The sequence below is a fragment of the Pseudomonas sp. TE21435 genome, from assembly GCF_056279265.1.
Genome location: NZ_JBWBQZ010000001.1, coordinates 5258770 through 5283807, shown reverse-complemented (window position 1 = coordinate 5283807; position 25038 = coordinate 5258770). Strand labels below are relative to the sequence as shown.

Annotated in this window: 21 protein-coding genes; 9 read left to right on the top strand and 12 right to left on the bottom strand. The window is 62.5% G+C overall.

What is annotated here, in order from left to right:
- Positions 1-61 precede the first annotated feature (61 nt).
- On the bottom strand, positions 62-982 hold the full coding sequence (locus tag ACZ9C1_RS23935; protein WP_139669410.1) for an iron-sulfur-binding ferredoxin reductase: 921 nt from the start codon (positions 980-982) through the stop codon (positions 62-64).
- A gap of 275 nt (positions 983-1257) precedes the next feature.
- Here ACZ9C1_RS23935 and ACZ9C1_RS23930 point away from each other — a divergent pair, with 275 nt between their 5' ends.
- From ACZ9C1_RS23930 to ACZ9C1_RS23910, 5 genes are all read left to right on the top strand, one after another.
- The gene (locus ACZ9C1_RS23930; protein ID WP_457377991.1) at positions 1258-2781 is read left to right on the top strand and encodes a fumarate hydratase; all 1524 of its coding nucleotides are present in this window, start codon (positions 1258-1260) and stop codon (positions 2779-2781) included.
- A gap of 158 nt (positions 2782-2939) precedes the next feature.
- A complete protein-coding gene (locus ACZ9C1_RS23925; RefSeq protein WP_277503023.1) occupies positions 2940-3911 on the top strand; it encodes a hypothetical protein in 972 nt (323 codons plus the stop codon).
- Between the two features lie 65 nt (positions 3912-3976).
- Positions 3977-4471 (top strand): hypothetical protein, encoded by a 495-nt coding sequence (locus ACZ9C1_RS23920; RefSeq protein ID WP_476254441.1) that lies wholly within the window; start codon positions 3977-3979, stop codon positions 4469-4471.
- Complete coding sequence (locus ACZ9C1_RS23915) at positions 4392-6569, top strand: RHS repeat domain-containing protein (RefSeq protein ID WP_476254440.1); 2178 nt, start codon at positions 4392-4394, stop codon at positions 6567-6569. The genes ACZ9C1_RS23920 and ACZ9C1_RS23915 overlap by 80 nt, the downstream gene beginning before the upstream one ends.
- Complete coding sequence (locus ACZ9C1_RS23910) at positions 6566-8959, top strand: RHS repeat-associated core domain-containing protein (RefSeq protein WP_476254439.1); 2394 nt, start codon at positions 6566-6568, stop codon at positions 8957-8959. The genes ACZ9C1_RS23915 and ACZ9C1_RS23910 overlap by 4 nt, the downstream gene beginning before the upstream one ends.
- A 32-nt stretch (positions 8960-8991) precedes the next feature.
- Here ACZ9C1_RS23910 and ACZ9C1_RS23905 read toward each other — a convergent pair whose 3' ends face one another.
- The 7 genes from ACZ9C1_RS23905 to ACZ9C1_RS23875 form a co-directional block, all read right to left on the bottom strand.
- Positions 8992-9582 (bottom strand): GNAT family acetyltransferase, encoded by a 591-nt coding sequence (locus ACZ9C1_RS23905; RefSeq protein ID WP_277503020.1) that lies wholly within the window; start codon positions 9580-9582, stop codon positions 8992-8994.
- Positions 9583-9727: 145 nt separating this feature from the next.
- A complete protein-coding gene (locus ACZ9C1_RS23900; RefSeq protein WP_139669400.1) occupies positions 9728-10306 on the bottom strand; it encodes a DJ-1/PfpI family protein in 579 nt (192 codons plus the stop codon).
- A 74-nt stretch (positions 10307-10380) separates the two neighbouring features.
- On the bottom strand, positions 10381-11538 hold the full coding sequence (locus tag ACZ9C1_RS23895) for a phospholipase D-like domain-containing protein (protein ID WP_476254438.1): 1158 nt from the start codon (positions 11536-11538) through the stop codon (positions 10381-10383).
- Between the two features lies 1 nt (position 11539).
- Positions 11540-12121 (bottom strand): YceI family protein, encoded by a 582-nt coding sequence (locus ACZ9C1_RS23890; protein ID WP_102682795.1) that lies wholly within the window; start codon positions 12119-12121, stop codon positions 11540-11542.
- A gap of 44 nt (positions 12122-12165) precedes the next feature.
- Entirely contained in the window at positions 12166-12462 is a 297-nt protein-coding gene (locus ACZ9C1_RS23885) for an amidase (RefSeq protein ID WP_102682796.1), read from the bottom strand.
- On the bottom strand, positions 12459-13535 hold the full coding sequence (locus tag ACZ9C1_RS23880) for a serine hydrolase domain-containing protein (protein WP_277503019.1): 1077 nt from the start codon (positions 13533-13535) through the stop codon (positions 12459-12461). Before ACZ9C1_RS23880 ends, ACZ9C1_RS23885 begins: the two co-directional genes overlap by 4 nt.
- 46 nt (positions 13536-13581) lie before the next feature.
- Positions 13582-14469: an acyl-CoA dehydrogenase middle domain-containing protein gene (locus tag ACZ9C1_RS23875; RefSeq protein WP_476254437.1), complete on the bottom strand. Its 888-nt coding sequence runs from the start codon at positions 14467-14469 to the stop codon at positions 13582-13584.
- A 133-nt stretch (positions 14470-14602) separates the two neighbouring features.
- Between ACZ9C1_RS23875 and olsB the strand changes: the two genes are divergently transcribed.
- Positions 14603-15358, top strand: coding sequence for an L-ornithine N(alpha)-acyltransferase (gene olsB / locus ACZ9C1_RS23870; RefSeq protein WP_139669390.1), 756 nt, complete (start codon positions 14603-14605; stop codon positions 15356-15358).
- A complete protein-coding gene (locus tag ACZ9C1_RS23865; protein WP_277503016.1) occupies positions 15358-16146 on the top strand; it encodes a lysophospholipid acyltransferase family protein in 789 nt (262 codons plus the stop codon). Before olsB ends, ACZ9C1_RS23865 begins: the two co-directional genes overlap by 1 nt.
- Positions 16147-16162: 16 nt before the next feature.
- On the opposite strand, the gene ACZ9C1_RS23860 is transcribed toward ACZ9C1_RS23865, so the two are convergent.
- A complete protein-coding gene (locus tag ACZ9C1_RS23860) occupies positions 16163-16741 on the bottom strand; it encodes an acyl carrier protein phosphodiesterase (protein WP_476254436.1) in 579 nt (192 codons plus the stop codon).
- Between the two features lie 152 nt (positions 16742-16893).
- Here ACZ9C1_RS23860 and ACZ9C1_RS23855 point away from each other — a divergent pair, with 152 nt between their 5' ends.
- Both ACZ9C1_RS23855 and ACZ9C1_RS23850 read left to right on the top strand, forming a co-directional pair.
- The gene (locus ACZ9C1_RS23855) at positions 16894-17196 is read left to right on the top strand and encodes an ArsR/SmtB family transcription factor (RefSeq protein ID WP_110697584.1); all 303 of its coding nucleotides are present in this window, start codon (positions 16894-16896) and stop codon (positions 17194-17196) included.
- Positions 17197-17220: 24 nt separating this feature from the next.
- Positions 17221-18270 (top strand): alkene reductase, encoded by a 1050-nt coding sequence (locus tag ACZ9C1_RS23850; RefSeq protein WP_277503014.1) that lies wholly within the window; start codon positions 17221-17223, stop codon positions 18268-18270.
- 53 nt (positions 18271-18323) lie between these two features.
- Here ACZ9C1_RS23850 and ACZ9C1_RS23845 read toward each other — a convergent pair whose 3' ends face one another.
- The 3 genes from ACZ9C1_RS23845 to ACZ9C1_RS23835 form a co-directional block, all read right to left on the bottom strand.
- Positions 18324-20477, bottom strand: a complete 2154-nt coding sequence (locus ACZ9C1_RS23845; RefSeq protein WP_277503013.1) for an autotransporter outer membrane beta-barrel domain-containing protein — start codon at positions 20475-20477, stop codon at positions 18324-18326.
- 244 nt (positions 20478-20721) lie between these two features.
- Positions 20722-22797 carry a hypothetical protein gene (locus ACZ9C1_RS23840; protein WP_277503012.1) on the bottom strand — a complete coding sequence of 692 codons (2076 nt, stop codon included), beginning with the start codon at positions 22795-22797 and terminating at the stop codon, positions 20722-20724.
- An 88-nt stretch (positions 22798-22885) separates the two neighbouring features.
- Complete coding sequence (locus ACZ9C1_RS23835) at positions 22886-24907, bottom strand: hypothetical protein (protein ID WP_476254435.1); 2022 nt, start codon at positions 24905-24907, stop codon at positions 22886-22888.
- Positions 24908-25038: the final 131 nt, after the last annotated feature.

Here is a 25038-nt window from a genome sequence, read left to right as displayed (position 1 = left end):
CCGCTCCCACGCCGGTGTCGGCATTGTGGGAGCGGGCTTGCCCCGCGATGCTTTTCAGCCCTCAAACATGCTCGGTAAACACGTCCGCAAATATCTGATTACGTGGCACCCCAGCAATGAACAGCCGTCGGGCAAAGCGCTCCACGCTCCCAGGTGACCCGCACACCAGCGCCATGGTCTGACGCGACATCAGCTTCAACCCAGCCAGTGCTTCATCCAGCTGCGCCGCCAACACCCATTCGACCGTCACTCCGTCCAGCGCCTGTAACGACTGCGCCAGATAGTGCCCCTCAGCGGTGTGTGCCACGTGCAGCACCCGAATTTCCCCCTGATGCCCCTGTCGCAATGCCTCACGCAGGATGCCCCACAACGGCGCCAGCCCGGTACCCGCCGCCAGCAGCCAGAGCGGCCGCGCCTGCCAGTCCGGGTCGTAGTGCAACGCACCGCCCCGGAGTTCGCCGAGCCTCAGCACATCCCCCAGCCGAAGTTGCCTTGCCTGGTCGCAGAACGCGCCGGAACGGTGGCAATCCAGGTGAAATTCGAGAAAATCGTCCTCGCCCGGCAGGCTCGCCAACGAGTAGGGTCGCGCAACGCCGTCGCTCCACAACACCAGGTGCTGCCCGGCCTGGTAGCGCAATGGCCGCTCCGGTCGCAGCCTCAGACGCAGCACATCGGCGAACCAGTCCAGCCCGATCACCGTGGCCGGCAGGCCATCGTTTCGGGGGTCGAACAGCGCCACCCGCAGGTCACTGGTGACCGAGCACTGGCAGGCCAGGCGCCAGCCCTGCTCGCGTTTTTCCGCCGCCAGCGCCTCGGGTTTCGCGTCGAGGGGAATACCGTCCAGGCAACGCACCAGGCAGGCGTGGCAGCTGCCGGCGCGGCAGCTGTAGGGCACGTTCAGGCCTGCCTCGTTGAGGGCATCCAGTAGGTTGCTGCCGCCTGGCACTGCCCATTGGCGCTCGCCCACGCAGAGTTCGGGCATGGTCAGGTTTCTCGTCCGATTAAAAGTATTACTGGCGCCACTTTGCGCTACCGATGCCACAGCATCGCATGTCATCAGCAAAAAGGATGCCCCTTCCCTGCCGACCTTGGTCCAGACCACGTGCAGGTGTTTCCGAAGACGGGGGCACGGTATACTGCCGCGCCTTTTTTGTGCCGGCCCGACCAGCCGGCGCCTTGCCAGGCGTTCCTGACATACAGGTGTGCACTGTCGGAATGCCTTTTCGAATGTTCCCGTCTTTAAGAGGAGCGCGCTGCATGACCGTGATCAAGCAAGACGACCTGATTCAGAGCGTCGCCGACGCCCTGCAATTCATCTCGTACTACCACCCCGTCGACTTCATCCAGGCGATGCACGAGGCCTACCTGCGTGAAGAGTCGCCTGCCGCGCGTGACTCGATCGCCCAGATCCTGATCAACTCGCGCATGTGCGCCACCGGCCACCGCCCGATCTGCCAGGACACCGGCATCGTCACCGTGTTCATCCGCGTCGGCATGGACGTGCGCTGGGACGGCGCCACCCTGAGCGTCGACGACATGATCAACGAAGGTGTGCGCCGCGCCTACAACCTGCCCGAGAACGTCCTGCGCGCCTCGATCCTGGCCGACCCGGCCGGTGCCCGCAAGAACACCAAGGACAACACTCCGGCAGTGATCCACTACTCCATCGTCCCCGGCGACAAGGTCGAGGTGGATGTCGCGGCCAAGGGCGGCGGCTCGGAAAACAAGTCGAAGATGGCCATGCTCAACCCGTCCGACTCGATCGTCGACTGGGTGCTCAAGACCGTCCCGACCATGGGCGCTGGCTGGTGTCCGCCTGGCATGCTGGGCATCGGCATCGGCGGCACCGCCGAGAAAGCCGCGGTGATGGCCAAGGAAGTGTTGATGGAATCCATCGACATCCATGAGCTGAAAGCCCGTGGCCCGCAGAACCGCATCGAAGAGATCCGCCTGGAGCTGTTCGACAAGGTCAACCAGTTGGGCATCGGCGCCCAGGGCCTGGGCGGCCTGACCACCGTGCTCGACGTCAAGATCATGGACTACCCGACCCACGCCGCCTCCCTGCCGGTGTGCATGATCCCCAACTGCGCCGCTACCCGTCACGCCCACTTCGTGCTCGACGGTTCCGGCCCGGCCGAGCTGGAAGCGCCATCGCTGGACGCCTACCCGGAAATCGTCTGGGAAGCCGGCCCAAGCGCCCGCCGCGTGAACCTGGACGCGATCACCCCGGAAGAAGTCGCCAGCTGGCAGCCCGGCGAGACCATCCTGCTCAACGGCAAGATGCTCACCGGCCGCGACGCCGCGCACAAGCGCATGGTCGAGATGCTCAACCGCGGTGAAGAACTGCCGGTGGACCTCAAAGGCCGCTTCATCTACTACGTAGGCCCGGTCGACCCGGTCGGCGACGAAGTGGTCGGCCCAGCCGGCCCGACCACCGCCACGCGGATGGACAAGTTCACCCGCCAGATCCTCGAGCAGACCGGTCTGCTGGGCATGATCGGCAAGTCCGAACGTGGCCCGACCGCCATCGAGGCGATCAAGGACAACAAGGCCGTGTACCTGATGGCCGTCGGTGGCGCCGCCTACCTGGTAGCCCAGGCCATCCGCAAGTCGAAGGTCCTGGCCTTCGCCGAGCTGGGCATGGAAGCGATCTACGAGTTCGAAGTGAAGGACATGCCGGTCACCGTCGCGGTGGACAGCAAGGGTGAATCGGTGCACATCACCGGCCCTGCGCTGTGGCAGAGCAAAATTGCCGAAAGCCTGGCGGTGGAAGTGAAGTAATTTCAACATTCACCCGTAAGAAAAAAGCCGCTCCCTCGAGGAGCGGTTTTTTTTGCTCGCAAGAAATTATGGAGGCTCCCACAGCCAGCAATAAATACCGCTCTCATCGCGCACTTTCCTACTCAAATGAAGCCTCACTTCCTTCAGAGGCAAACCTTATGAGCAGTACTGTAAAAGCCAATCAATGGCTACGCCGCTTCCAACTGGATATCACTTCCAACTCCCGTCGCGTGTATGCCAATGGCCGCCAACAAGTGGAGATCACCGTCACGCTCGAACCTCGTAACGGCCAGACGATCTCTCGAGAAAGTCTCGACTCGCTAGCCTTGGTCCAGATCGATGACGAAGGCATCCCTCGAGTATTGGATCAGCCGGACCTCTACGCGCACACACAGCGCGATGAGCGATTCATCTACCACAACGCCACCGGCAGTGCCCCCAGCGCACTGCTGGCGTCGTCGTCCAAATCCATTCACCGACGCTTCTATGTGACATCGAAGCGTCCTGGCGGCACGCTGAGCCCTATCTACGCGGCGATCTGGATGGATGAAGATCATCTGTTCGTCACCAATGCCGAACCCTTCAAGTCCTCGGTCGTCATTGAATCCATCGCCCCTGCGCTGGGTCATAAGGAGCTCTTCCAACTCAGCGTCGAGTCACCCCTCAAGTACAAGCTCCCCAGCGACAATCTGAATTACTGGGATGACGAATTCGAAGAATCGGTCGGCTATTTCGGATTTGCCGATCCGAGAACCATGGTGGTCCAAAGCGAGGCGCTGGCCACACCTTCGTCTCACCCCATCTATGAAATGAACGCATGGGATCACGCATTGATCTCTTTCCAACTTACCAATGACTACAGCCAGCACCGCAAGGTGACGGTCTATGAGGCAGGCCAGCCATTCACGGTGAAATCTCCAGAGTCGGACCGAGTCCATCACCAGCGTCCGGGACACCTGCTGATCCATATGTACGCCAAACGCTTCTATAACCGTCACTACAGCAGCTCCCAGACGAAGCGCAGTATCTGGAAGGTGATCGACCAGCATGGCAATGGCTATGAAGTCGAGTTCTTTGTTGCAGAAGCAGGAAAGCATGTGTCCTTCAAGGTAAATGCGAGCCAGGCCTGACCTTCCTGGAAACTCGGTGCCCGTGAAAAGGGGCACCGACCTCTCCCTGCGACAGGAAACACCCAATGTCTACGATACATACCCAAGCCAGCAATTTTCTGGACTTCATGAAAACCGGCGTGGACAACCGTACCGGCCAGTTCACCCTCGCCGTCGCCCTGCCCCTACCACCCGCCAACCAGCTGAGAGGGCCGGCGCTCTCGATCACCCTGGTCTTCAGCGTGCTGGGCTCAAGTGTCAACAAAGGCTACGGACTAGGCTGGACCCTCGGGCTGTCCGAGCTCGACGGGAACACCCTGAGGCTCGCCTCCGGCGAGCAGTACGCCATTGATCAAGATGCTTCCACGTTCGCACCCGACACGCCATTGACCTTCACCGATCAAAAACTCCCGACGCTGTGGGTCACCCCACAACACAATGGTGATTTGCGGGTAGACAAGAAGTCCGGAGAACGCGAAATCCTGCGGGAGCAGGAAGACAGTGGCCGCTATCTGGTCGAGGAAATGCACTCCACCGGAGGGCCATCGCCTGTTCATCAACTGGGTGCCCTACGGCAATGACGGCCAATTCATTCTGCAGCGGATCAGCGATGAACAGCGCGCGCTGCTGAGCGTGGATCAGCTGGAGGAAGAAGTTCATCTCATCTTCAACCCGGATACCACGCAAGCGCTTATGTTGCGTCTGGTGTTGAGCAATGACCGACTCAGCGAAATCCACGTTCCCGGTATCCAGCGCCCTTTCGGCATCGAGTACGACGCCCTGGCCCTGGACAATGGAGCCCACCTGCTGCTACCCACCACCCTGCACAGCCCGCTGGGCGCCCATGACATCGTCAAGTGGGCGACCGGGGCCGACGGCCATCAGCTGCCGGCCAACGCACCGTTTTCCCACCTGCCGCGGGTCGAGTCATGGATCCACAGCGCCGGCCCCCCCGACACCGAAAGGATGCACCACTACCGATGGATCGGCACGGCCAATTTCCTTGGCTTCGGCAGCGCCCAGGCGTTTTCCTGGGAACATGGACGAGACAACCTCTATCAGGTCGAAAGCGACTACCAGTACGAAGTGGTCGAAACGGTCAGCGATGCACAGGGCACGATCCTGGATACCATCACCCGCACCTGGAACCGCTTTCATCTGCCCCTCCTGGAAAGCTCGCGACGAGGCGATTGCGAGATCAGCACGCATACCCGCTACGGTATCGACCCTGGCAGAACCTGGGAGGAGCAATTCAGTACCTGCCAGCTCCCCCATCAGGTCTCGACCACTTACACAGACCATGCCCGCCCAGGGGCCAGTCGCACCGAAACGACGGTTTATCAATACGACAACTACGGCAACATCACCCAGGTCGACTACCCAACCGGCATCAGTGAGATCAATTGCTACTATCCCGCCGAAGGGGGAAAAGGTTGCCCAGCAGATCCCTTGGGGATGGTGCGCTTCCTGCGCAAGAAAACTACCCGGCCAGCCAAGGCTGACGGCTCAGCTCCAATGTTGAGCAGCACGTACACCTATGCGCCACTCCCTTCACTGATCGTGGATGCTCCAGCGCATATCGTGGTCGAGCGTGAGCAGTTGCTGGACGAGCTGGACAGCCGCTTGCTGGAGGAGACCCGCCACATCTATTTCCATCAGCCCCACATCTGCTACGGGCGCATCCAGCGAAGCGTCACGACGCTCAACGGCAGGTCTACCGCTACCGAATACCACTATGGGCACGCAAACGGAGCGTTGGTTTTACGGAGCACGATCATCGGCTTCGAAAATGACGACGTGAACCGCTCAACCCAAAACACCGCGCAGTCCCTGCTCACAGGCCAGACCATTTGGGAACGTAGCGAGAGCGGGGCGCTCACCCGCTACGAGTATGACCAGATTGGCCGTATCGTCCGAACACTCAACGCAACCGGTAGCCCGTACCAGACACAGCGTCTGGTGCGTTACCACCTGGGAGACGCACTAGCCGTGAACCTGCACGGCACCAGCGTCCTGCCAGCGATGATGGTCGAACAGGTGGAGGTCACCGGCCGACGCCAGCGTCTGTGGCTCGACGGCGACGGACGTACGCGGCGTATCGAATTGGAAGACCTGGACAACGAACCCGGTCGCTTCCTTGAAATCATGCGCTGTGAATTCGATGCCCTGGGCCGGCAGATACGCCGGACAACCCAGGACTGGTTGTCCAAGGATTCGCCTGTTCCGCTGTCCCTGACCACCACCACCGTCTTCGACGACTGGGGCCAAGCCACCCTTACCATCGACGCCCAAGGCATATCCACACATACGGTCCAGGACCCAATCACTCGTCGCTGCGAGCAATGGCAAGCTGCGGGCGGACTCTCCAGCCCTCGGAATGTGACCCTGAAAAACCTCGCGGGCAGCCCCATCGAAGAGCAGCGCTACGATTGCGAAAACAATCTGGCCCGCACATTGAAGTGGGTGCGCGATGGCCTGGACAGGGTAGTCGAAGAGCGGCTCAGCGTACCGAACATGTCCACTACCGTTACCCGCTACCGATATGACCACTATTCGCGGGTCATCGAAAAAGTCTTGGAAGATGGCACTACCCTCGCGTGGCAATTCGCGCCCCACAGCGATGGACAGCATCCCGAATTGATTACCACCACTGCCCCTGCGCAGGAGGAACAACCATGAACGCCATCACCTTGGGGCGGCAGACTTTCGACGGCCTGGGCCGCCAGCGCTCGGTCGAAGTGGCCGGGCGCACCACCCACTACCACTACCGCCCGGGCCAGTTGCCTCCCCACGCCAATACGCTTGCCGATGGTCGGCGCGTGGACTTCACCTACGAACCACAACTGCATGACGTGCTGCTGTCTTCCACTGCCGAGGGCGGCCACAGCGAACAACTGCATTATCACCCTCGCCTGGGTCATCCCACCGAGGCCAGTGGTGCCCTGGGGACGCTGAAGTGGAGCTTCTCACCCGCCGGCTTGCCGCAGCAGGAGTCCTGGGTCATCCAGGGCGCCGAGTACAGTACCCTTTGGCATACATCGTTGGGCGGCTGGCCACTGGGTTTCGTGGACGCCAACGGCACCAAACAACAACGCCATTACGATGCATTCGGCAGGCTCGCGCAAATCATCGCAGGCAAGGTCAGTACGCGCATCACCTATGACGCCCTTTCGCGTGTGAACCAAGTCACCACTCAAGATCAAGACGCCCGCGTTCTGGTCAGGCAACTGACCTACGATGCCATGGGGCGAGAAGCCAGCAGCACCTTCACCCTGACCGAAAACGGTGCAACTCGGACCTTCATTCAAACCCTCGGCTACAACACACTCGATCAGCTCATCCGACGTACTGGCAATGACGGCCAGCAAGAGGCTGACGAACGCTTCGCCTACGATTCGCGAGGCCGCTTGGTGCGCTTTACCGCGAACACCAATGCCGCACCACGGGATCCGTTCGGCAACGCCATCGTCGAACAACGCTTTGTCTTCAATGAGCGCGACGGCTATCGACAAGTCACCAGCCGTTTCAACGACGGCAGCGAAGATGTCGCCCACTTCCACTACGCAGCCGATGACCCCTGCCAGATCGTGGCGATCGATCATAGCCACTCCAGCTGGCCAGCGCGGATTGAGCTGACCTACGACGCCCACGGACGCGTCATCGCCGACAGCCTGGGGCGCAAGCTCACGTGGGACGCCCACGAACGTCTGCAACGCGTCGAATATGAGGGCAGGACGTGCGAGTACCGCTACACCCCGAATGGCCAACTACGCGACCGAATTATCGATGGCACGCTCAACCGCAGCTTCTTCAGCGGCAAGCAACTGACCCATGAGCACCAGGGAAACACCACGCTTGAGGTGATGGGCGACGGCAGCACTCTGTTCGCGGTGAGCGCGATCACCGAAGGTGTACGCCAGACAACTTTGCTAGGCTGCGACGGCCAAGGCTCGATACGCATCAAAGCCGGCGCCCAGGCGCGCATGCTGCAATACACCCCACATGGCAGCGAACAGGGCAACGACCAGCAACAGCCGTTCGGGTATGCAGGAGAACGCCGTGAACCACTGACCGGTTGGTACATCGCCGCAGGCTATCGGCCCTACGACCCCTTGCTGATGTGTTTCCTCGCGCCCGACAGCGAAAGCCCGTTCGGTCATGGCGGTATCAATGCCTACACCTACTGTGGCGGCGACCCGGTCAACCGCATCGACCCAGATGGGCACAGCTGGCAGACCTGGGTCATGGCCGGCATTGGTCTGGCAGTCGGAGCACTGGCTACGGTCGCCAGCTTTGGCGCCGCCGGCGCCGCGCTTGCCGCGGGCGGTATCCTCAGTGCCAGCGGTGCACTGGCCGTGGCGACGGCGACGCTCAACATCGTGTCCTTGGGCACGGGAGCGGCAGCGATGGCCATGCAAGCGCAAGGCAAGAATGAGCAAGCCGCCAACGTGCTCGGCTGGATATCGTTAGGCACAGGGGTATCCAGTCTTGCAACGGGGGGCTTGGCGCGGATGGCTGGAAAAAGCGTCAGCACCCTCAAGCGCAGCAATGCACTGAGAAAGCCCGCAGCTCACGCCCCCAAGAACCCTCAGCATTCAATTGACGTCATGTTCAGAAGCCCCAGAACCAACCAAGCAGAGGTCGTCTGGTACGACGATGCATGGGGCAGAGGGATAAAAGCTTTTGAAACACATGGGGGCAAAAACGGTGTCTTGATGAATGCGGCCGGCCAATACGAAGACGCAGCACGCATCGCGCTGCGCGAAATAGCCCCGCGCCTGGCCCATACGCCAGCTGGCGAGCCCATCGTCCTGCTGGCCTGCTGGGGCGGGAAAAGCGGCGCGGCGCAACGAATCGCCGATGTGCTGCAACGCCCGGTTTATGGCACCGACAAGATCACTTACGTCCCAGGTGTAAGCCGTATGGACAGGCTGGACGTCGGCAATCTCTGGTCGACCGTGCCCATGCAGAAGATCTCTAGATACCGTCGATTGCTAGGTGCCAAAGGTCCGTACGACTTCGACAGTACCCTGGAGCCGGCAACTGGACGAATGTACTTCCCATCATGAGGCCCCTACCTGTAGACACACCGTCAGGCAGATCATATCGGTAGCGCCTTGAGCCAGAACGACATGATCTTGTCGCTGCTTTCCTGCTCGTCCCGATCGCGCCAGGCATGACGGGTACGCAATGAAGGGTCCTGCAGGAAGCCGCGGTTACGCCAGAAACCGTGCAATGGTTTGTAATTGGCAGGCCGCAGCGGGTGTATGCCTGGGCGCTCGACAACGCAGAACGCGCAGTAATCAAACTCGGCCAACTTGTGTGCATACGATTCGCGCTCGATGAAAAAGCGCACGCCCAGGCCCTGACTGCGATAAGCAGGTAGCAACACCGAGCCACCAAAGTAGTACACCGACGTCGGATCACGTCCCTGGGCAAGGAACGGTTGCTGGAAGAGAGGCGTCTCGTCTGTCAGCGGCAGGCCGGTGGAGGCACCTACTAATTGGCCACCGTCCAATGCCACCACCATCAGGCTGCGACCAGAATCGGCGTAGGTGGCCAAGTGATTCGTCTCATGCTCCAGCGAACCTTCATAGAGGTAGGGATACTCGCGAAACACCGTCAGGCGCAAGCGCGCAAGCTCATCGATATAAGGCGCAATCGCCGCGCCATGCAGCAAGCGTATTTCCATGGGGAAGCAGTCGTCTGGTCGCGGTGGATAACGCGCTCGGGCAAGCCGGCCTGAGGGGAAACCCTACCATCGGCATCGCAACCTGCCGTTGTCCCTGTGCGACAGGTGCTTCTCCAGGACCGCTACCGACAGACTGCTCACGACCTTACTGAATGCGCGTCCCAAGCACCTTGAGAAACGCCGCAAGCCACGCCGGATGCGCAGGCCAGGCCGGCGCCGTCACCAGGTTGCCGTCCACATGGGCCTGGTCCACCGCGATATCGATGAACCGTCCGCCCGCCAGCCGTACCTCGGGCGCACAGGCGGGATAAGCGCTGCACTCACGCCCTTCGAGCACACCTGCCGCCGCCAGCAACTGCGCCCCATGGCACACCGCCGCGATCGGCTTGCCGGCCAGGTCGAACGCCTTGACCAGCTCCAGCACCTTGTCGTTCAGGCGCAGGTATTCCGGCGCACGCCCACCGGGGATCAGCAACGCGTCATAGCTCTCGGCCCGCACCTGAACGAAGTCGTAGTTCAACGCGAAGTTGTGCCCGGGCTTCTCGCTGTAGGTCTGCTCGCCTTCGAAATCGTGAATTGCCGTGCGCACCGTCTGCCCGGCGATCTTCTCCGGGCACACGGCATGGACGGTATGGCCGACCATGGCCAGGGCCTGGAACGGCACCATCACTTCGTAGTCCTCCACATAGTCACCCACCAGCATGAGAATCTTCTTCGCCGTCATCGCATCCACTCCATCGGTTGTCTGGGAACAGTTCCAGCACGATAGTCTGCTTTGCGTGACGGCGATATACGTCGCTAGTCGCGGCGATCCAGCAGATTGGCCACCAGCCGGTCCAGCCAGCCCCACAGGCGCTGTTGCACCCGACGCCACAGTGGACGGGCATGCCAGCGCGCCAGGTCGACCTCCAGGCTCTGGGCGAAATCGCGCTCGAAGCTGGCGGCGACAGCAGCACTCAGCGGCGGATCGATGGCTTCGACGTTGGCCTCGAGGTTGAAGCGCAGGTTCCAGTGATCGAAGTTGCAGGAGCCGACGCTGACCCAGTCGTCCACCAGCACCATCTTCAGGTGCAGGAAGCATGGCTGGTATTCGAATATCCGCACCCCGGCACGCAGCAGCCTTGGGTAATAGCGGTGCCCGGCATAGCGCACCGCCGGGTGGTCGGTGCGCGGGCCGGTGAGCAGCAGGCGCACGTCGATGCCCTTCTGCGCGGCACGGCGCAGCGAGCGCCGCACGCTGAAGGTCGGCAGGAAATAGGGCGTGGCCAGCCAGATGCGCCGCTGGCCGCTGTTCAGCGCGCGCACCAGCGCATGCAGGATGTCCTTGTGCTGACGGGCGTCGGCATAGGCCACCCGGCCCATGCCCTGCCCCTGCGCCGGCACCTGGGGCAGGCGCGGCAGGCCGAAGCCCTCGGGCGGGCGCCAGGCGGTGCGGCGCTGGTTGGCGTGCCACTGGCGGTCGAACAAGAGTTGCCAATCGGTGACGATCGGCCCCTCCATGCGCACCATCACCTCGTGCCACGCGCTGGTGTCGGCATCCGGTGTCCAGAACTCGTCGGTGACCCCGGTACCGCCGACCACCGCCCAGCGTTCGTCCACCAGCAACAGCTTGCGATGATCGCGATAGAGGTTGCGCAAGCCCCGGCGCCAGCGCAGGCGGTTGTACCAGCGCAGCTGGACACCCGCCGCCAGCAGACGCTCGCGCAACGACACGGTAAAGGCCAGCGAACCGTAGTCGTCGAACAGGCAGCGTACCCGCACGCCGCGCCGAGCCGCCTGCTCCAGGGCGTCGACCACAGCCTCGGCGCAGGCGCCGGCCTCGACCAGGTAAAGCTCCAGGTCGACCTGGAACTCGGCACGCACGATCGCCAGGAGCATGCGCGGGAAGAACTCGGGGCCGTCGATCAGCAGTTCGAACTGGTTGCCATCCCGCCAGGGGAAGACCGGCCCCGGCATGTCAGCGGGCGGTGAAGATCAGCACCGCGCTCACCGGCACCGAGGGGTTGATCGACTTGAGCCCGGCCAGCTTGCGCAGGTTTTCCAGGCCCGGCAGCAGGCCGAACGCCGAGGCGCGCAGGATCAGCGGCTCCAGCGTCACCACCTGGAAACGCCGCTCGTCCAGGCGTGTGGCCAGCAGCAGGGTGTTGTAGCTGCGGGTCTGGCCGTGCAGGGTCACGCTCACCGGCAAGCGCAGTTCCAGCTGCGCGCCGTTGGCCAGGTCGTTGATCGGGCGCAGGTCGATCTGTGCCTGCACCGTGGCCTCGGGGAACTGCTCGAAGGCGAACAGGCTGTCGCGCATGCGCTCGTCACGCAGTGGGATGCCGCTGCTGATCGAGTCCATCTCGATGCTGACCTCGGCCGCGCCCTTGCGGTCGACCTTGCCATGCAGCACCAGGAAACGGTTGACCTCGGCGATATTGCCATTCTTGCCGGTGACGAAGGACAGGCGCGAGGACTCGCCATCCAGGTGCCAGTTGGCATGGGCGGGCAGGCACAGGGCGAGCAGGAGGGCGGGCAGCAGGCGGGACGGCTTGAACATGTGAAATCCTGTGAATCAAGGCCGTCAACCTTACCTGCACGGTTTCACGGCAGCAAGCGGCAGCCTTCGCGGTTGCCCTGCCAGGCCGCCTGGTTGCGCCGACCTAGGCCCTCGGCGGTGACCAGACGCCGGGAGCTGTCCTCTTCCAGCAGGCCCAAGGGCAGGTACTGGCGCACATAGCCCCGGCAATAGGCCTCAGCGAAACCCATCACGAACCGGCACGAGCAGTACTCTTTCGCCGAGTAGGCCGAAAGGATATCCGAGAAGTCCGCCAACGCCTGGCGCTCGTGCCAGCCCCAGGCCGACAGGGCCAGTACCAGCAGAAGCACGACCCGCTTCATGCCCCCTCCCCGGCGACGGCCGCCAGCACCCGCTTGAGCAGTTCGTTGTGGCTGAAGCTGCCATCGCGGTCATCGGCGTAGCGCACGATCACCAGCTTTTGCGTGGGCAGCACATAGAGCGCCTGGCCCCAGTGGCCGAGTGCGGCGAACGTGTTGCTCGGCGCATCCGGCCACGGCACTGGCTGGCCGGGCAATGACTGGTTGAGCCACCAGTGCCCGCCGGGGTTGGCTTCACCCGGCACAGGCTGCGCGGCGCTGAACAAAGTGCGGTTGAACGCCACCCACTCGGCCGGCAGCAACTGTTGCTCGCGCCAGTGCCCGTCACGCTGCATCAACAGACCGATGCGCGCCAGATCGCGCGCACTGAGATAGAGGTACGAGGAACCTACATAAGTGCCCGCGCCATCACGCTCCCAGACCGCACTGTCGATCCCAAGTGGGGTGAACAGGGCTTGCCAGGGATAGTCCGCATAGCGCTCAGGTGCGAGCATGCCGCGCAGGCTGGCGGCCAGCAGGTTGCTGTCACCGCTTGAGTAGACGAACTGCGTGCCAGGCGCACTGGCAGCGGGCCTGGATGCCGTGTAGGCGGCCATGTCGGTGCGGCCACGGGTGTAGAGCATGGCCACCACCGACGACTTCAATGGCGCATATTCGTAATCTTCCTGCCAGGCCAGGCCACTGGCCCAGTGCAGCAGGTCGGCCAGGCGCAGTCCGGCATGCCGCTGCAGGGCCGGGTAATAGCGGGCAGCCGGGTCATCAAGCCTGAATCGCCCCTCGCCGTAAGCCACGCCCATGACCGTGGCCAGCACGCTCTTGCTCACCGACCAGGTCAGGTGGGGTGTGTCGGCACGGGTCGGCTCGGTGTAGCGTTCATGGAGAATGCGCCCGTCGCGGATGATCAACAACGCATCGGTGCGAATGCCACCGCGCACGGCATCGCATGGCGCGAAGGCGTAGGTGTCTACGGCTTGCCAGTCGATGACGGCGTTGTCGACTGGCCACTGCGCCGCGGGCCAGTCTTCGGCCCTGGCTGAAGCTACAGCCAGGGCACAGGCAAGGAACAGTGACTTCATGGGAGGCCTGTGTGGGGGCTCAAAGACCATCCAGCGTCTCAGGCTTTCATGACAATCCAGCGGCAGCCCAGGCCTTGGCCAGGCGCTTGTCACGGGCGGCGCCGGCCAGCGCCAGCACGCCCTGGTCACGTTGCCACAACTGAGTCCAGTGCGCCGGCCCGGCGGCGAGCGCCTGCTCGATCTCGCCCCGCAAGCCCTGGAACTGGGCAAACAGGCCCCCCAGCAGCAAATGGCAGGCCACGCTGTCCGGGCATTGCCGGCTGCCCTCGGCGCAGCCGGCGAGCAGCCCGATCAGTTTCAGACGGAGTGGCTGCGGCCAGGCGCACTCCTGGGCAACGCCATGCAGCCAAGCCACCAGCGCGGCGAGCACATACAGGTCTTCGAGGGAGCGGAACGGCTTGACGTAGGCATCCCAGCCATCGCCGGCCAGCAACTCGCACGCGGCATCCTGGAGCTGCAGGCGGCCATGGCCGACCTCAGGCATCAACGGCAGGGTCGGCAAGGCTTCGAGGCTGACCCCCGGCTCGCCCGGATAGACCACCGCCAGTTGCAAGCGCGGCGCCTCGCCCGCGCCTTCGTGGCGCGCGGCCACCAGCAGCCATTCAGCGTCCAGCCCGGCGGTGACGAAGTCCTTGTTGCCGGTCAGGCGCAGGCCGTCCAGGCGGGTGTGCATGTCCGCCGGGCGCACGCTGCGCCGCTCGGTGGCACACAGCGCCCCCAAGCTGGCCGGTGCGCTGGGCCACAGCACCCGCAGTGCCGCCTGGTAGCCGAGCAGGAAGGCCAGACCGGGCGTGGCCATGGCACGCCCGCCCAATACCGCCAGCTCGAACGGCGCCACCGCCCCCAGGCGCTCGAGCACCGCCGCATAGGTTTCACCCAGGGTCGCCGCCAGCGGGTGGCGCAAGGGGTCGTTGAGTCGTTGCAACCAGGCCATCGCAAGCTCCTTTGAGGGGTGTCACGCAAGCATCACCAAAGATTCACGGGGGTGACACCGGGCGTACCTAGGCTGACTTTGCACAACAAAGCCGACCGGCCGCAACCCTTTGGCTGGCTTATGGAGACTCGCAATGACTCGGATCGCTCGCTCTGGCGACAACAGCACTGAACGCCGTCTGCAAGCCGAGCGCCTGGTCGGCGCCGCGGCCCTGCAGGAAGCACAGGCCCTGCGCTTCAAGGTGTTCAGCGCCGAATTCAAGGCCAAGCTCAAGGGCGCCGAACACGGGCTGGACATGGACGACTACGACATCCACTGCCGCCACATCGGCGTGCGCGACCTGGCCACCGGCCAGCTGGTTGCCACCACCCGCCTGCTCGACCACCAGGCCGCCAGCAGCCTGGGCCGCTTCTACAGCGAAGAGGAGTTCAGCCTGCACGGCCTGTTGCAGCTGCAGGGGCCGATCCTCGAGTTGGGCCGCACCTGCGTCGACCCGGCCTACCGCAACGGCGGCACCATCGCCGTGCTCTGGAGCGAACTGGCCGAAGTGCTCAACGAGGGCCGCTACAGTTACCTGATGGGCTGTGCCAGCATCCCCATGCAGGACGGCGGCGTGCAGGCCCACGCCATCATGCAGCGCCTGCGTGAACGCTACCTGTGCACCGAGCACCTGCGTGCCGAACCGAAGAAGCCGCTGCCCAGCCTGCCGCTGCCGAACAACGTCATCGCCGAAATGCCCCCGCTGCTCAAGGCCTACATGCGCCTGGGCGCGAAGATCTGCGGCGAGCCGTGCTGGGACGAGGATTTCCAGGTTGCCGACGTGTTCATCCTGCTCAAGCGCGACGACCTCTGCCCGCGCTACGCCCGTCACTTCAAGGCGGCGGTCTGATGCGGCGCCTGCGGGCCGGTGCCCGCCTGCTGCGGCTGTTTCTGGTGCTGACCCTGGGGCTGGCCATGGCCTGCGTTATCGCCCTGGGCGAGCGTCTGGGGCTGAACGCCTCGATAGAACAGCGCCAACGCTGGACACGGCTGTTCATGGGGTATCTGGTCGCCGCCCTGCCCTTCGACGTGCAGGTCAGGGGCGAGCTGCCGCAACAACCGATGCTATGGGTCTGCAACCATGTGTCGTGGACCGACATCCCGCTGCTGGGTATGCTCACCCCGCTGTCGTTCCTGTCCAAGGCCGAGGTACGCCACTGGCCGCTGGCCGGCTGGCTGGCCGAGAAGGCCGGGACGCTGTTCATTCGTCGCGGCGGCGGCGATGCACAACGCCTGCGCGAGCAGATCAGCGAACAATTGGGCGAGCAACGCCCCCTGTTGATCTTCCCCGAAGGCACCACCACGGACGGTCGCAGCCTGCGCACCTTCCATGGGCGCCTGCTGGCCGGGGCGATCGACCAGGTCACGCCGCTACAGCCTGTGGCAATCCAGTACCTGCGCGCGGGCCAGACCGATCCGATCGCGCCGTTCATTGGCGAGGACGACCTGGTTTCCCACTTGATGCGGCTGTTCGCGCAGGACCGCGGACAAGTGCTGATCCACCTGTTGCCGCCAATCGGCAGCGCGGGCAAGGAACGCGCGGTACTGGCTTTCGAAGCGCAACAGGCGGTCCATCTGGCGCTGTTCGGCGTAGAGAATGTCGAGGTGGCACCGAGGCGACAGGCTCGGGCAGCCTGAATCCGCGATTGCGGACTCAAGCCGATTGCTGTGCCTGGGCAAATGCCTGCAACTGCGGATAGAACTCGCGAAAGTCCGCCAACAACGGCTCGTACAACCGCTCCAGTTCCACCATCACCCCTGCCATCCCCTCAGGCCGCGACAGGCGCCGGGCAATCCCGGTAAACACCTGCTCCAGGGTGGCGAAATCGCCATACGCTCCCAGCCAGTCGTCGGCCGCCATCAACGGCGCAATGCGCGCCAACCGGCCCGGCAACTCCGGCTCGGCGAGCAATACCTTGTAGAAATTATCGGTGAATTGCGTCAGCGGCTGCTCGGCATATGCCGCCCAATGCCGCGCCAGGCAGTGGTCGAAGAACACATCCAGGACGATCCCCGCGAACCGCCGCCGCTCACGCGGAAAACGCGCCAGCGCCGCCAGCACCAGCGGGTGGCTGTCGGTGTAGCGGTCGATGTGTCGGTGCAGCCGAATCGAAGCCTCCAGCGCAGGCGGGAAGCGCCCCGCGAGCTCGCCCTTGACGAAATCGCCATACAGGCTGCCAAGCAGTTGCTGCGGCGCGGGGCCGCCCAGATGAAGGTGCGCGAGATAGTTCATGGCGCCAGTCTAGCACCGCTGCCTTCTATATCGTCACAAGACGATATAGCCAATGCTGCTGGCCTTAGGATCACTTCATATTTGTATATCGCGATACAGCGATTTATATTTCGATCCATCGCGATGTACCGCTACACGCCACGAGCCCAACCATGCCCCTCGATCTCGACGAAATAATAAAAGCCCTGGCCCATCCGGTTCGGCGCGACATCCTCAACTGGCTGAAAGACCCGGCCGCGCAGTTCCCCGACCAGCACCACAGCACCGAGCATGGTGTGTGTGCCGGGCAGATCGACCAACGCTGCGGCCTGTCGCAGTCGACCGTGTCCGCCCACCTGGCCACCTTGCAGCGCGCAGGCCTGATCAGCAGCCAGAAGATCGGCCAGTGGCATTTCTTCAAACGCAACGAGGCGACCATCAAGGCGTTCCTCGAGCACATGAGCCAAGAGCTCTGACCTGATCCAAGCGAGGCTTTGCACATGACGACGTTGTTCGACCCGATCACACTGGGCGACCTCGAGCTGCCCAACCGCATCATCATGGCCCCACTGACCCGTTGCCGCGCCGACGAAGGCCGCGTGCCCAATGCGCTGATGGCCGAGTACTACGTGCAACGCGCCAGCGCCGGCCTGATCCTCAGCGAGGCGACCTCGGTCACGCCGATGGGCGTCGGCTATCCGGATACTCCCGGGATCTGGAACGACCAGCAGGTGCGTGGCTGGCACAACGTGACCAAGGCCATCCATGGCGCGGGTGGGCGCATCTTCCTGCAACTGTGGCACGTCGGGCGCATCTCCCACCCGTCGTACCTCAACGGTGAACTACCGGTGGCCCCAAGTGCGATCCAGCCCAAGGGCCACGTCAGCCTGGTGCGCCCGCTCAGTGACTACCCGACCCCGCGCGCGCTGGAAACCGAAGAGATCGCCGACATCGTCGAGGCCTACCGCAGTGGCGCCGAGAACGCCAAGGCCGCCGGCTTCGATGGCGTGGAGATCCACGGAGCCAACGGCTACCTGCTCGACCAGTTCCTGCAGAGCAGCACCAACCAGCGCACCGACCGCTATGGCGGCTCGCTGGAGAACCGCGCGCGGTTACTGCTGGAAGTGACCGATGCCGCCATCGAGGTGTGGGGCTCCGGCCGCGTGGGCGTGCACCTGGCGCCACGGGCCGATGCCCATGACATGGGCGACGCCAACCGTGCCGAAACATTCACCTATGTGGCCCGGGAGCTGGGCAAACGCGGCATCGCCTTCATCTGCTCGCGGGAGAAAGAAGCTGACGACAGCATCGGTCCGCTGATCAAGGCAGCGTTCGGCGGCCCCTACATCGTCAACGAGCGCTTTGACAAGGCCGGCGCCAATGCTGCCCTGGCCAGCGGCAAAGCCGATGCCGTGGCCTTCGGCATTCCGTTCATCGCCAACCCCGACCTGCCAGCGCGCCTGGCCGCCGATGCACCGCTCAATGCGCCGCATTCGGAGACGTTCTATGGCAAAGGCCCGGTCGGGTATATCGACTACCCGCGAATGTAAGCGAATGCTGAGCCTGTAGAATCGGGCTCCAGCAAGTGGATGCCGGCGGGCGATCAGAAGTTGTAGCGCAACCCCAGGTTGACCCCGTACGGCTGCTCGATATGCTCGCCATTGCTGTACTGGAACTCGCCGTGCAGCTGCAGCACTTCCGAGACCTGCGCCACCAGGCCCACGGCCACCTCGCCACGGGTGCCGGAGAGGTCGTTGGTGAAGTGGTTGTCGTTGATCTTCACCTTGTTGCTGTTGATGAACTCGTGAGCCGCCGCGACTTTCAGGTAAGGCTGCAGGACACTGCCGTTGTCCAGCGCCAGGCTGCGCCCGACCTGCGCACCGACCTTGCCGAGCACCGAGTTGGCGCCATCGCTCTGGGCGCGCATGCCGTTGTCCAACGTGTAGCCGTTATCATCGACCCACAGCGTGGACAGCTGGGTGAACGGCTCGACATACCAGCCATCGTCCAGCTTGAAGTGCCGCCCGACCTCCACCGAGGCCCCGAGGCCGTCATTGTGATAGTCACCCTTGGTCTTGCGACCATCGCTCATCACCACGTCGTTGCGATTACGGAAACGGTTGTACTTGAGCACGGCATCAATGTAGTACCCATTGTCGGCCATCCAGCTGCTGTAGGCACCGACGTAGTAGCTCTTGACCTTGCCGGATGAACCGAGGCTGAAGTCCAGGTCGGACTCGCTGTAACCGCCCATGACCCCGAGCAGCCAGCGCCCGTCGTGGCCTGGCACCGCGCCGTCGGCACCGAAACTCACACCGTTCTGGTCCTGCTGATAGGCCACAGCGTTGCCCGCCGAAAGGTTGTAGCGGTTGCCGTAGCTGCGCATCCAGATGCCCTGGCCATGCCCCAGGCGCAATTCACCCATGCGGCTGCGCAACGAGGACAGCTCGCCATACCAGACGGTGGGTGCGGCACTGAACATCCCCAGCACTGCCCGGGCGCCCGGCGTCACGATGGGGCTGCCGCTGTCGTCGAACTTCTGCACCAGGTACCAGTTGTCCTCGCCCTCGCCTTTTTCCAGGGTGTAGGTGTAGGTACCGAAATCGATATCGTGCAGCAGGCCGAAGGTCGCATCACCACCACCGGTTTCGACGATACGGTGCGGAGCCTGCCCTTCGACCGGATCGGCGCCGGTACTGGCGATGCTCAACTGGTGGCTGCCCTCGGCGGCCCCGGTGACCTTCAGCAAATCGCCGGTACCACTGGCCAGGTCGATGTCCATCACGAAGATGCCCGAGCCCTTGAGGTTGTCTACCGTCAGGGTCTTGAAGCCAGTCGTTGTGTCCCGGTCGGTGAAATCCACCGTGCCATTGTCGAGCGTGAGGTCGCCAACCTCGCCATCCTTGGTCAGGATCCAGCGGCCACCGCTGTTCAGCTCCAGGCTCTGCACATTGACCAGGCTCCCCCGCAGCGAGGCATTGTTCTGCAGCAGCAGGTTCGCGGTACTGCCGGCTTCCACCACTACGTCGCCGCTCAGTTGACTGTTGTCTGCGGTGAAGTCGGCGGTCATGCCGCCGATGACCTCGAGGATATTGCCATTGCCACCGATAAGCTGGCTGCCATTGGCCACCAGAATATGTGCGGTGCCGGTGGACTTACCGCTACCGGCCCTGACGATGATGGCACTCTCGGTGTCGCCCCTGACCGTCGATCCATCCAGGATCACCCGGGAGTCGCCACCGCCGTTGGCTGCCGACTCCTGGCGTACATCCAGACCATAGGTCTTGCCACTGATAAGGCTGCCACCCGTGGCTTGCAGACTGGAGCCGACGACGAAAGCACCGACGCGTTCCAACCCAGTGAGCGTGCTGCCTTCCAGTACAAGACTGCTGCCTTGCACAAGGGAGGCACCACTACCACCTGCAATCGTGCTGCCCTGGGCTCGGATACTGGAGGCTAGACGCGCCGAAACGCCGAACGAGGCTGCCGTCGCCCCACCCGTTACGGTTGCGCCATTGAGCAGCGCCTGGGTGCCATCGCGCAGGTTGATGCCGGCTTGGGCGCCAGTGGCGGCTACCTGTCCACCGTTGACAGTGACGGTCGACCCCGTAGAGACCGTTATACCCTGTGTGCTGCCGGTGGCGGTGATCTCCAGGGTCGATCCGTTTCTCAACTCGTATGTATCCGCGACCGGACCCGTGACCGTTTCGCTCTGATTGTCGAGTACCTTGGCCTCGACCAGGCCAGTGCCTGACATGACGGTTATCACACCCACCGCAATATTCAAGGGTATGCTGAAAACTCTCATATCGATCTCCCACTTAACATCGTCAACCGAACGGCTAGTTGTGGTAGCACCTCGGCGCAGTTGAAACGGCGAACAGTCTCGACAGAAAGTCGAAAATCTTCTGTAAGATTTTTCTGTTAGCGCGCCGGAAGAACACTGCTTTCCGTCTCGCCATAGCGCATGGAATGTGGGATATGCTGGGGCTGAGCCGTAACTACGGCTTGAATACATGAACAGGCGAAAACTGCCGCTTTTCACCCACCTTCGGAACAACGGAATAGTTGGCGTAAACCGTCTTTCCTTCATCTGCGTCAACCCAACCCGGCTCGATAAGCACAAGCCAGTAGCTGGCGTCCTGATACACCGCCGCCGTTGCATTCCTGGACGGTCCCCCTTCAACCTGCCAGTGAATGTCGACCTGATCGGTGCTCTTGACCTCGGGATAGCGCACGATGAACTTCGGTTCCTCGCCGCCAAAGGACATGTATCTGGGAGCCTGCATATCCAACAGCTGTTCCTGAATGTTCAGCTCCAGCACATTCGAGGTTTCCTCCTGATCATCGCGCAGGATCCTGTAGCTTATCGGCACCTTATGTCCGATCCCATGCATCACCACGCCAGCGGGTACCTCAAACACCAGATTCGCTGACCCGACGACGTCCTTCCAGGGTGACTGGTAGTCAATGCCCGGCACTGCCAGCACGATCGCGACCTGGTCCCCGTCCATGCCGGCATACTGGCGCACCGTGACCTTCACATGGCTGGCCCCGACGAAGTCGCGGTTGAAGTCCAACTGGTCTTTGTCATCGCCGAACGCCTTTTCTACTTCGGGGCGCGGGAAAGCAACACGCCCTACCCGCAGATCACGATTCGCGGAACCGGAGAGGGCGCCGCCCACTGCAGTCAGCGTATGGAACAAGGTGACCCGCCCCCCGACGAGGACCTCGACCTCGTCCTTCCCGACCCGTTGCTCAAGGTCACCCACGTGTTGAACATCGAGGGTCCAGCAAAGATCATGAGGATCTCCAGCAGCGGACATGCCATTCCACTCCAGCTGGAGCTGATCACCCCTGGCCATGTGGGGGTAGGCCTTGATCCGTATCGTCGCGCCCTGCGGCGGAACATCCTCGGGATCGAGCGCACCCTCCGCTGCCTCATCCACCTTAGGAGCTTCAAGTTCGAGGGAGCCGATAATGGAGATCACCCGTGGATCGGAGCCGAGTCCACTTTCTTCAATGCGATAGACAAGGTGTGCATCCCCCTGTAAAACCGCTGCCGCATGGGCGTTCTCCAAAGAAAACTCAACGCCATCAGCCTTCAATTGGCCGTGCTTGATCACAGGCGCCAGACGGCTGCCATTGGCGGTCATGCCCACCCAGACCAGCGTCACCGCCTGCCCGGCTACCCAACGGTCGTCGGGGTCCAGATAAACAAGAACGTCGGCATCTCCAAGCAGGCTGAAGTCAAGATTGCCCGCCTCGTCTGCATCCGCCACTCGCGGCGCAGGCAGGGGCTGGACGACCTCGAGCACCAGGCTGTCATGAACCAGGGACAGGGCGGACTCATTACCTGCCCGGTCCAGTACCTGGTAGGTAAAAGAGATAGGAATTCCGCCAACCAATGTCTGCAACAGGGCCTGGGGCAATGCGATGGGGGTAGCCCCACTCTCGCTGTCCACGGTGAACGGCCCCGCGCTGACTCGTTCAATGCCATCGGTCATACTGACCGTGATCATGTCACCCCGCGCCTGATGCAAATAACCACTGATCGTGGCCCAGAGCACGCCCTGCTCGAAATCGGACTCAAGGATGACGCCCCTGTCCTCCAATGCCTTGGGGAACACCATCTTCCCCAAGGCCCCCTCCTCCCCCCCAGGGGCCAGCCTGTCTATGCGAACAATCCGCTCTGGACCAAGCTCCCAGACCTCACTCATGTAGGGGCGAACAGCGTAGCCCAGGCTGAACCGCCGTTCTTCCCCCTCCCCCACCGAACGCCAAAAGGACGCTGGCAGGGTGAGTTCGAACTTATGATTCTCATCCTCCGCCTCAGACTGCTCGACAAAGTGATAAGCGCCCTCTTCGTCTTCGAGAATCTTTTCGTTCCAGACCAACGCTATGTGGTTATCAACCACAATTTCCGGCCACCACGGGACGATCACCTGCAGGTCATCGCCCAGCCTGTCGCCCGGTAACAGTTCGGGGACCTCATCGTAACCGTCATCCAACAGCGCATCGACTTCGAGTGCTTTGAATTCAAGCGTGCCCTTTATCCCTTCATTGAAGGTGCTCATGCGTCATCCTCTGCCAGTCAAGGTGCCTACAGACAACCATGGAATGTGAAGAAACAGTGCCCTGGCGAATCGCCAGGACACTTTCACTTCAAGGCAACGGGCATGTTTCCTCTCTGGGGTTTTTTACCGTGACGACTACACGCTTGTGACCGGCCTTCACCGGCCCAAACTTATTCGTCGCCGTGTACTCGACGGTGGCCGAGCCAGTGCAGACAATAAACGCCCATCGACGTGCGATCTCGTAGGTGAGTTCACCCTCGTCTATGTGATGCTGTTCGATTCTGATGAATGGGAGGTCTTCTTCAGCAGCCCTGATCGGGTTTCCGCCAGACGGACGCTGACTGTCGACTGCCCTGAGATGGATCACAATTTCGTCGCCCGGGACCACGTTGTCATAAAGCTCGATTCTCACCGGTAAAGGTCGTTGCGCCTTTTCGATGTCGATTGCGCCAAACCGATTGAGGTCGGTGAACTCGAGTTCCTTGAGTGCAGTGCCCTCTCCCGGTAGATCTTGCCCGCGCAAGACGGCAACAGGCTTGGATGGCGAAAGCGCAGTGTTTTCCTCGCCGTTCGCACCGAACACCCGGGTCACGGTATAGGCCATCTGTACCGTGCCGCTGGGCTCGCTGGCCAACACGGTCGGGAGAGCCGGGCGGGTGATGTCGACCTTGGCAGCCGCCTCGGCAGCGCTCACGGGAGCAAGTGCGTGGGGGGGCTGTGCGCCCCAGATCAGTTGGAGTTTATCGTCCTCCTGCAACAGTTCACTACCGCCCACGGCGAACCAGGGGATGGTCACTTGCGCACCTGCGCCGACATCCTCGGGTGTCAGGTCATCCGTCTGCCCGGAGTCATCGCCGACGATGGTGGCCAATTTCAGATTGCCATGCCCTGGCAGTTCCGGATCGGGATCGGGCCCCCCCGGCAGTCGCAGGTCGACATTCACAGTCGCCGGGGACGTCGCGTCGCCGATCTTGAAGCCGTCGCGCCACAGTTCATAGCTGACCGCCACGGCACCTGTCTGCGGCCCAGCGCTGGTCAGCGGATAAAGCAAATCTAGCTCCAACAATGGGTTTGGCGATGGCCGCACCACGATGACTTCATGTTCATCCGAACGCTGCGTTCCCCAAAGCACGAAGACCTTGTCTGCGATACGAGCCCCGGTGACCGTGGGAACCACCAGCCTGATGCCCGCACGGGCATCTTGGTCGAGGATCAGCGGATCGCCCGGCTGATCAAATCCTGGCACTTCAGGTGTTGGCAAAACGACCGGAATATCCCGTAGCAGTAACTCGAGGGTGTTATGCGGCACGGAAACGACCGAGAGATTCCCTGCCCGATCCTGCGACGTGTAGGTGAATGTGATCAGGGTATTGTCATTGAGCTTTTGTAGCTCGGCCAGCGGCAACGCCACAGGCGTGGCGTCACTACTGCTGGTGACGGAGAAAGGGCCAACCGACAATGAGGTGGTGCCGTCGTTCATGGTCACCATGATCTGGTCACCCTGCTTCTGCGCCAGATAGCCCCTGACATGAACCGTGAGCATGTCCGAGACAAAGTCCGTTATCAGGATGCGCTTCCTGGCCTCGATCTCCGCAGCAAACGATAGCCTGGCGAGGGTTCCAGGGTTGCCGCCTGGCGCCAATTTGTCGATACGGATGACCCGATTGGGCCCTCTTTCGTATTCACCTGAAAACTCTGGTCGGACCGAGTAACCCACCTGGAAGGTGCGATCCTCGCCCTTTGCAACGAAATCCCAGTATGTACTCGGTAACGCCAGTGGAAACTCGTGAAGGGGATTTGCCGCTTCCGTCGCCGTGATCGAATGCCAGGCCCCGCCCATACCTTCAAGTTCTTCGTCACCGTTCACATACAGCGCGATGACCATACCTTCCTCGGCCGCATCCCAGTTGGGCACCCTCACGTTCAACGGTTTGTCATGATCCGCCACCGGCAAGAGTTCAGCAGGATTGTCCACGCCGTCCTCAACCAGACCCTCGACAATCAGGTCCTTGAAGTCCAACACTCCACCCTGTGGAAACAACACTCTGGAGCGTTTACCCGCGGGCCGCAGCAATTGGCCGCTAAGTTGTTTGGGTACAGGCTTGTTCATGGCCTTCTTCCTAATTGATTCTACTAGGAACGCGGCCCTGCACCCTTGCGGATACGGGGCAACGAGTTCGTCACGACACAAGGCACTTGCCAACGAGTGATGGAAACAGGATCAAGGAAGGAAACGGCTGC